This window comes from Pseudomonas agronomica (assembly GCF_025917275.1).
GTDB classification, from domain to species: domain Bacteria; phylum Pseudomonadota; class Gammaproteobacteria; order Pseudomonadales; family Pseudomonadaceae; genus Aquipseudomonas; species Aquipseudomonas agronomica.
In genome coordinates this window covers 1-6,913 of sequence record NZ_JAOSHO010000269.1, presented here as the reverse complement: position 1 = coordinate 6,913, position 6,913 = coordinate 1, and the positions used below count along the sequence as shown (strand labels likewise).

Annotated in this window: 9 protein-coding genes and 2 pseudogenes; 10 read left to right on the top strand and 1 reads right to left on the bottom strand. The window is 62.3% G+C overall.

The window, feature by feature from the left end:
* Positions 1-75: 75 nt before the first annotated feature.
* Complete coding sequence (locus OC610_RS17920; protein WP_264429486.1) at positions 76-351, bottom strand: polyhydroxyalkanoic acid system family protein; 276 nt, start codon at positions 349-351, stop codon at positions 76-78.
* A 154-nt stretch (positions 352-505) separates the two neighbouring features.
* On the opposite strand from OC610_RS17920, the gene ubiE reads away from it, so the two are divergent.
* The 10 genes and pseudogenes from ubiE to OC610_RS17870 all read left to right on the top strand — a co-directional run.
* Positions 506-1,276, top strand: a complete 771-nt coding sequence (gene ubiE / locus OC610_RS17915) for a bifunctional demethylmenaquinone methyltransferase/2-methoxy-6-polyprenyl-1,4-benzoquinol methylase UbiE (RefSeq protein ID WP_024779926.1) — start codon at positions 506-508, stop codon at positions 1,274-1,276.
* Positions 1,276-1,900, top strand: a pseudogene (locus OC610_RS17910) (ubiquinone biosynthesis accessory factor UbiJ). The gene ubiE and the pseudogene OC610_RS17910 overlap by 1 nt, the downstream one beginning before the upstream one ends.
* A complete protein-coding gene (ubiB, locus tag OC610_RS17905) occupies positions 1,897-3,501 on the top strand; it encodes a ubiquinone biosynthesis regulatory protein kinase UbiB (protein ID WP_030139119.1) in 1,605 nt (534 codons plus the stop codon). The pseudogene OC610_RS17910 and the gene ubiB overlap by 4 nt, the downstream one beginning before the upstream one ends.
* Positions 3,502-3,630: 129 nt before the next feature.
* Positions 3,631-4,029, top strand: coding sequence for a phosphoribosyl-AMP cyclohydrolase (gene hisI / locus OC610_RS17900; RefSeq protein WP_181290774.1), 399 nt, complete (start codon positions 3,631-3,633; stop codon positions 4,027-4,029).
* Positions 4,022-4,354 carry a phosphoribosyl-ATP diphosphatase gene (locus tag OC610_RS17895; protein ID WP_017126935.1) on the top strand — a complete coding sequence of 111 codons (333 nt, stop codon included), beginning with the start codon at positions 4,022-4,024 and terminating at the stop codon, positions 4,352-4,354. Before hisI ends, OC610_RS17895 begins: the two co-directional genes overlap by 8 nt.
* A gap of 24 nt (positions 4,355-4,378) precedes the next feature.
* Complete coding sequence (locus tag OC610_RS17890; protein WP_030139117.1) at positions 4,379-4,666, top strand: twin-arginine translocase TatA/TatE family subunit; 288 nt, start codon at positions 4,379-4,381, stop codon at positions 4,664-4,666.
* Positions 4,667-4,676: 10 nt separating this feature from the next.
* Complete coding sequence (gene tatB, locus OC610_RS17885; protein ID WP_030139116.1) at positions 4,677-5,090, top strand: Sec-independent protein translocase protein TatB; 414 nt, start codon at positions 4,677-4,679, stop codon at positions 5,088-5,090.
* Complete coding sequence (tatC, locus tag OC610_RS17880) at positions 5,087-5,884, top strand: twin-arginine translocase subunit TatC (protein WP_264429479.1); 798 nt, start codon at positions 5,087-5,089, stop codon at positions 5,882-5,884. Before tatB ends, tatC begins: the two co-directional genes overlap by 4 nt.
* Positions 5,881-6,588: a 16S rRNA (uracil(1498)-N(3))-methyltransferase gene (locus tag OC610_RS17875; RefSeq protein WP_264429478.1), complete on the top strand. Its 708-nt coding sequence runs from the start codon at positions 5,881-5,883 to the stop codon at positions 6,586-6,588. Before tatC ends, OC610_RS17875 begins: the two co-directional genes overlap by 4 nt.
* A gap of 119 nt (positions 6,589-6,707) precedes the next feature.
* Positions 6,708-6,913: pseudogene (locus tag OC610_RS17870) on the top strand (methyl-accepting chemotaxis protein); the annotation flags it as partial.

Below are 6,913 nucleotides of genomic sequence, written 5' to 3'. Positions count from 1 at the left end.
TCGCGAGCAAGCTCGCTCCCACAGTTGGATGGGTGGGGAACTTGAGTCATGCATTCCACCCTCCCTTCCGGTCACTCAAGCCAACGCCTTATCCAGCGCCTTTTCGATTTCACCCTTGATCGTGCCGCTCATGGCCGACATCAACATGCCCAACTCCACGTCGACGCGAATCGAATCCTCGCCCACATGCACTTCGCCCTTGACCCCGGAACGCTTCAGTTTCAGCGTGTCGCCTTCCCACTTAGGCTCCAGGCCGTAGCTGTCGGAGAGTTTCTGCGCCAACTTGTCAGCCTTTTCACGGGCCGCTTCCTTGCCCAGGCCATGGGCACGCTCAACAGTAATACGGGCCATCTGATAACTCCTGCTTGGTCGGGACTTGCCTGAACGTTCAGACCCTGCCTGCGTCAAAACGTCCGGGCGGTAGCGCATCTTACCTGCAGCCTTGCCAAGACAAAGCCCTCCACCGGGATTAGAATGTCCCGCATTCTTTTTTGGTGACCGCGATATGACTGATCAGCGCAAAGGCAGCGATGCCGAACCCACCACACACTTCGGCTTCAAGAACGTGCCGGAAAGCCAGAAGGCGGAAAAAGTCGCTGAGGTTTTCCACTCGGTGGCCGCCAAGTATGACTTGATGAACGACCTGCTTTCGGGCGGCATGCATCGTCTCTGGAAGCGCTTCGCGATCGAGCTGTCGGGCGTGCGCAGCGGCAACCGGGTGCTGGACATCGCCGGCGGCACGGGCGACCTGACCAAGAAGTTCTCCCACATCGTCGGCCCGACCGGTCATGTGGTGCTCGCCGACATCAACGAATCGATGCTCAAGGTCGGCCGCGATCGCCTGCTGGACCTGGGTGTGGCCGGCAACGTCGAGTTCGTCCAGGCCGACGCCGAAAAGCTGCCGTTCCCCGACAACCACTTCGACTGCGTGACCATCGCCTTCGGCCTGCGCAACGTCACCCACAAGGAAGACGCCCTGCGCTCGATGTTGCGAGTGCTCAAGCCCGGTGGCCGGCTGCTGGTGCTGGAATTCTCCAAGCCGACCAATGCGCTGATGTCCAAGGCCTATGACGCCTACTCGTTCGCCTTCATGCCGCTGATGGGCAAGCTGATCACCAACGACGCGGAAAGCTATCGCTACCTGGCCGAATCGATCCGCATGCACCCGGATCAGGAAACCTTGAAGTCCATGATGGTCGAGGCCGGCTTCGACCGCGTGACCTATCACAACATGACGTCAGGCATCGTCGCCCTGCACCGGGGTATCAAGCCCTGATGCTGCTCACCGGCCTGCTCGCCAGCGTCGAACTCGGGATCAACCGGGTCCTGCGCCTGGACAGTACGGCGCCGATGCGCCTGGCGCACTTGAGCGGCAAGGTGATTGCCGTCGATTGCCGCAGCCCGGCGTTGCAGCTGTTTATCCTGCCCAGCGACGAGGGCCTGATGCTCGCCGCCCATTGGGAAGCGGAGGCGGACTGCACGCTGCGCGCCCCGGCGTCGAGCCTGCTTGAACTGGCGCTGAGCAAGAACAAGACCGCGGTGCTGCATGGCCCCGAGGTCGAGCTCGACGGCGACAGTGGCGTGCTGCTGGAGCTGGCGGCGATCCTCCAGGACCTTGAGCTGGACTGGGAATACGAAGTGTCCCGCTGGATCGGCCCGGTGGCCACCCAACTGCTCAGCGGTCACCTGCGCAGCCGCAGCCGCTGGTACCGCCAGGGCTTCGCCAGCCTGGGACAGAATCTGAGTGAATACCTGGCCGAAGAATCGCGTACCCTCGTGGGGCAGCGCGAAGCACAGGCCCGTTTTGATGAACTGGACCAGGTCAAGCTCGACCTGGAACGTCTCGAGGCGCGTTTCGAGCGCCTTTCCCGAACCCTTGAATCCAAGCGATAACGCATGAAGCTGCTTGCCGTCCGCCGTCTGTTGCGCATCCAGCGCGTCGTGATCCGTTACCGCCTCGATGACCTGCTGTTCGCCTTGCCGCTGCCCTGGTTTCTCCTGGCGCTGCGCTTCGTGTTGCCGTGGCGCTGGTTCCCTCGGCGAACCCTGGACCTGAGTCGCGGCGCTCGCCTGCGCCTGGCCTTGCAGGACCTGGGGCCGATCTTCATCAAGTTCGGGCAAATCCTTTCGACCCGCCGCGACCTGTTGCCCGAAGACATCGCCGATGAGTTGATGCTGCTGCAAGACCGCGTGCCGCCGTTCGACTCGAAGTTGTCGGTGGCACTGATCGAAGCGCAACTGGGCAAGAAGATCAGCGAAGTCTTCAGCCGCTTCGATGTCGAGCCCCTGGCATCGGCGTCGGTCGCCCAGGTGCACGCCGCCCAGCTCAAGACAGGCGAAGAGGTCGTGGTGAAGGTGATTCGCCCGGGCCTCAAGCCGGTCATCGCCCAGGACCTGGCCTGGCTGTTCATCCTGGCCCGCGCCGCCGAGCGGGTGTCCGCCGATGCGCGCCTGCTGCATCCGGTGGACGTGGTCCAGGACTACGAGAAAACCATCTTCGACGAGCTTGATCTGCTGCGCGAGGCCGCCAACGCCAGCCAGCTGCGCCGCAACTTCGAAGGTTCGCCGCTGCTCTACGTACCGCAAGTCTATTGGGACTGGTGCCGGCCGAAAGTGCTGGTGATGGAGCGCATCTACGGCATCCAGGTCACCGATCTGGCGACCCTCGCCGACCAGCGCACCGACATGAAACTGCTCGCCGAGCGCGGCGTGGAAATCTTCTTCACCCAGGTGTTCCGCGACAGCTTCTTCCACGCCGACATGCACCCGGGCAACATCTTCGTCAGCACTGTGCAGCCGTGGAGCCCGCAATACATCGCGATCGACTGCGGCATCGTCGGCAGCCTCACCCCTGAGGACCAGGATTACCTGGCGCGCAACCTGTTCGCCTTCTTCAAGCGAGACTACCGTCGCGTCGCCCAACTGCACATCGATTCGGGTTGGGTGCCGGCCGAGACCAAGCTCAACGAATTCGAAGCGGCAATCCGCACCGTGTGCGAACCGATCTTCGAAAAACCGTTAAAGGATATTTCCTTCGGCCAGGTGCTGATGCGCCTGTTCCAGACCGCACGACGCTTCAACATGGAAGTGCAGCCACAATTGGTGCTGCTGCAGAAAACCCTGCTGAACATCGAAGGCCTCGGCCGCCAGCTCTATCCGGATCTGGATTTGTGGAACACCGCCCAGCCGTTCCTCGAACGCTGGATGCGCGAGCGGATGAGTCCGAAAGCCTTGCTGGGCAACGTGCAGAGCCAGTTCGAACAGCTTCCCCACCTGGCCAACATGACCCGCGACCTGCTCGAACGCATGTCCCAACCCCACGCCAACGACCCGGCGCCGCCGTGGCACCGGCGCAAGGACGACTGGTTCCTGCGATTGCTCGGCGCAGCCCACCTGGGCGGAGGTGCCGTGCTGGCCGCCGGCGGTCCGTTAAGCCAGTTGGGCCATTGGCCCGCCGGCATCATGGTGGCCGTTGGTTTGTATCTGGTCGTTCGTCGATAGCACGAAGCAGCTGCAAGCGATAAGCTGCAAGCCGCAAGTTCATGGGTGAACTATCAACGCAAGCACCACACAGAATCGCTTTTACTTGCAGCTTGAAGCTTAAAGCTTGCCGCTGCCCCAGGACCCAAGATGAAAAACTGGCAGGACGAGATCAAGTGGGACGCTGACGGCCTGGTGCCGGCCATCGCCCAGGATCACAAGACCGGGCGTGTACTGATGATGGCCTGGATGAACCGCGAAGCGCTGGCCCTGACCGCCGCCGAGAACCGCGCCATCTACTGGTCACGTTCCCGTGGCAAGCTGTGGCGCAAAGGTGAAGAGTCCGGGCATGTGCAGCACCTGCATGAGATGCGTCTGGATTGCGACGGCGACGTCATCATCCTGATGGTCGAGCAGGTCGGCGAAATCGCCTGCCATACCGGCCGTCAAAGCTGCTTCTATCGCGTCTTCGAGAACGGCGACTGGAAAACCGTCGACCCGGTGCTCAAGGACCCGCATGCCATTTATTCAGGACACTCCCATGACTGACACCTTGACCCGCCTGGCCCAGGTGCTGGAAGAACGCAAGGGCGCCGCAGCCGACAGTTCCTATGTCGCCAGCCTGTACCACAAGGGCTTGAACAAGATTCTGGAAAAGGTCGGCGAGGAATCGGTCGAGACCATCATCGCCGCCAAGGACGCCGCCATCAGCGGCGACTGCAGCGACGTGATCTACGAGACCGCCGACCTGTGGTTCCACAGCCTGGTCATGCTGGCCCAACTGGGGCAGCATCCGCAGGCCGTACTGGATGAACTGGACCGTCGTTTCGGTCTGTCCGGGCACGTCGAGAAAGCCTCGCGCCCGTCCGCCTGATCAATTTTTGAGAGGAGTAGCCACATGGGTATCTTTGACTGGAAACACTGGATCGTCATTCTGGTGGTCGTGGTGCTGGTGTTCGGCACCAAGAAACTGAAAAACCTCGGCACCGATGTCGGCGAGTCGATCAAGGGCTTCCGCAAGGCCATGAACGATGACGAGAAACCGGCCGACCCGGCGACCTCCCAGGCTCAACCCGTGCAGCCGGCCCAACCGGTACACCCGCAGGCCACCCAGCCGGTGAATGCGCCGAACACCATCGACGTGCAGGCCCAGAAAGTCGAAGAGCCAACCCGCAAAGACTCGTGAGCACTGACTAATGTTTGGGATCAGCTTCACTGAACTGCTGCTCGTCGGCCTCGTCGCCCTGCTGGTGCTGGGCCCCGAGCGCCTGCCGGGCGCTGCGCGCACCGCCGGTCTGTGGATCGGACGCCTGAAGCGCAGCTTCAACGCGATCAAACAGGAAGTTGAACGTGAAATCGGTGCCGACGACATCCGTCGGCAACTGCACAACGAACACATCCTGTCCCTGGAGCAGGAAGCGCGGAAGATCTTCACGCCGACCCAGCAGGAGCCTACGCCGGTCCAGCCCGTAGCCGAGCCGACGATCGCCCCCCAGGCACCGGCTGTCGAAGCTGCGCCAACAGTGGCTGAGCCGGCGAAACCGGTCGATCCGGCGCCTGCGACCACACCGACTCCCCACGATCCCACTTTGCCGCCGCGAGCCCCATGAGCGATATCCCTGAAAACGACCAGCCGATGCCGCTGGTATCGCACCTCACCGAGTTGCGCACCCGCCTGCTGCGTTGCGTCGCGGCGGTTTTCATTATCTTCGCCGGGCTGTTTTCCTTCACCCAGCAGATCTACACCTTCGTCTCCACGCCGCTGCGCCAATACCTGCCGGCCGGCGCGACGATGATCGCCACCGATGTGTCGTCGCCGTTCCTGACGCCGCTGAAGCTGACGATGATGGTCTCGCTGTTCCTGGCGATCCCGGTGATCCTGCACCAGATCTGGGGCTTCATCGCACCGGGCCTGTACAAGCATGAAAAACGCGTCGCCGTGCCGCTGCTGGTATCGAGCATCCTGTTGTTCTATACCGGCATGGCCTTCGCCTATTTCTTCGTATTCCCGCTGATCTTCAAATTCTTCGCCGCCGCCACCCCGGCGGGCGTGGAAATGATGACCGACATCACCAGCTACCTGGATTTCGTCATGACGCTGTTCTTCGCCTTCGGCGTGGCGTTCGAGATTCCCGTGGCGGTGGTGCTGCTGGTGTGGATCGGCGTGGTGGATGTCAAATACCTGAAGAAAATCCGGCCGTACGTGATCATCGGCTGCTTCGTGGTTGGCATGATCCTGACCCCGCCGGACATCTTCTCCCAGACGCTCCTGGCGGTGCCGATGTGGCTGTTGTTCGAAATCGGCATCCTGTTCGGTGGCCTGGTGCGCAAGCGCCGGGAAGATGAACCCGAGGACCAGCCGGTCGATGACCACAACGACCAGCCGCCAGCGACCCAAGCGTGAACCTGCTGCTGCTCGAGGAGGCCGATTTCATCGGGCCTGACCGCGTCGTCCTGGGTGATCGCCGCTTGACCCACATGCAGGAAGTCCACCGCAGCGCCGTCGGCCACAGCCTGCGGGTCGGGCGCATCGGCGGCCTGATGGGCACGGCCCAGGTGTTGCGCCTGGATCCTCGCGAAGCCGAACTGCAAGTGACCCTCGACCAGCCACCGCCGGCGAAGTTGCCGCTGACCCTGGTGCTGGCATTACCGCGCCCGAAAATGCTCAGGCGCGTATTCCAGACCGTGGCGACCATGGGCGTGCCGCGTGTGGTGCTGGTCAACAGTTATCGCGTCGAAAAAAGCTTTTGGCAGACGCCGTTCCTGGAACCCGAGGCGATTCGCGAGCAACTGATCCTGGGCCTGGAGCAGGCCCGGGACAGCGTGCTGCCGGAAATCGTCATCGAGAAGCGCTTCAAACCCTTCGTCGAGGATCGCCTGCCCGCCATCGTCGAGGGCACCCTCGGGCTGGTTGGCCACCCTGGCAATCACCCGCCCTGCCCCCGGGCACTGACAGAACCGGTGACCCTGGCAATCGGCCCCGAAGGCGGCTGGATTCCCTATGAGATCGACTTGCTGGGCAAGGCCGGCCTGCAACCGGTGCAGTTGGGCGAGCGGATCCTGCGGGTCGAGACTGCCGTGACCGCATTGCTTGCAAGGCTGTTCTAAAACCCTCCAAGGCCACTCTGGTCCCTCACCAGAAAATCTTGACAATCCCCTACAGATCCCGCCCGGGCTGCCGATATAGCCGCCATAAAACCAAATCAGCGCTCCAAGGGAGTATCAGCATGTTCCGGTGGCTTGCCCAGGGTCTGGGAAATGTAAGCGTGAATCGCAAACTCGGCGCAGGCTTCGGCCTGGTGCTGCTGCTTACCTTGATGATCGCGTTCACCGGCTGGTCCGGCCTGGGCAATGTCATCAGCCGGGGCGACAAGCTCGGGTTCATTGCCAGTCTCAACGACTTGAGCAAGGACTTGAACCTGGCCAGCATCGA

What these genes read in the sequence shown, in the direction of transcription:
- OC610_RS17920 (WP_264429486.1), bottom strand. Translation starts at nt 351, where the DNA reads ATGGCCCGTATTACTGTTGAGCGTGCCCATGGCCTGGGCAAGGAAGCG.
- ubiE (WP_024779926.1), top strand. Translation starts at nt 506, where the DNA reads ATGACTGATCAGCGCAAAGGCAGCGATGCCGAACCCACCACACACTTC.
- OC610_RS17895 (WP_017126935.1), top strand. Translation starts at nt 4,022, where the DNA reads ATGACTGACACCTTGACCCGCCTGGCCCAGGTGCTGGAAGAACGCAAG.
- OC610_RS17890 (WP_030139117.1), top strand. Translation starts at nt 4,379, where the DNA reads ATGGGTATCTTTGACTGGAAACACTGGATCGTCATTCTGGTGGTCGTG.
- tatB (WP_030139116.1), top strand. Translation starts at nt 4,677, where the DNA reads ATGTTTGGGATCAGCTTCACTGAACTGCTGCTCGTCGGCCTCGTCGCC.
- tatC (WP_264429479.1), top strand. Translation starts at nt 5,087, where the DNA reads ATGAGCGATATCCCTGAAAACGACCAGCCGATGCCGCTGGTATCGCAC.
- ubiB (WP_030139119.1), top strand. Translation starts at nt 1,897, where the DNA reads ATGAAGCTGCTTGCCGTCCGCCGTCTGTTGCGCATCCAGCGCGTCGTG.
- hisI (WP_181290774.1), top strand. Translation starts at nt 3,631, where the DNA reads ATGAAAAACTGGCAGGACGAGATCAAGTGGGACGCTGACGGCCTGGTG.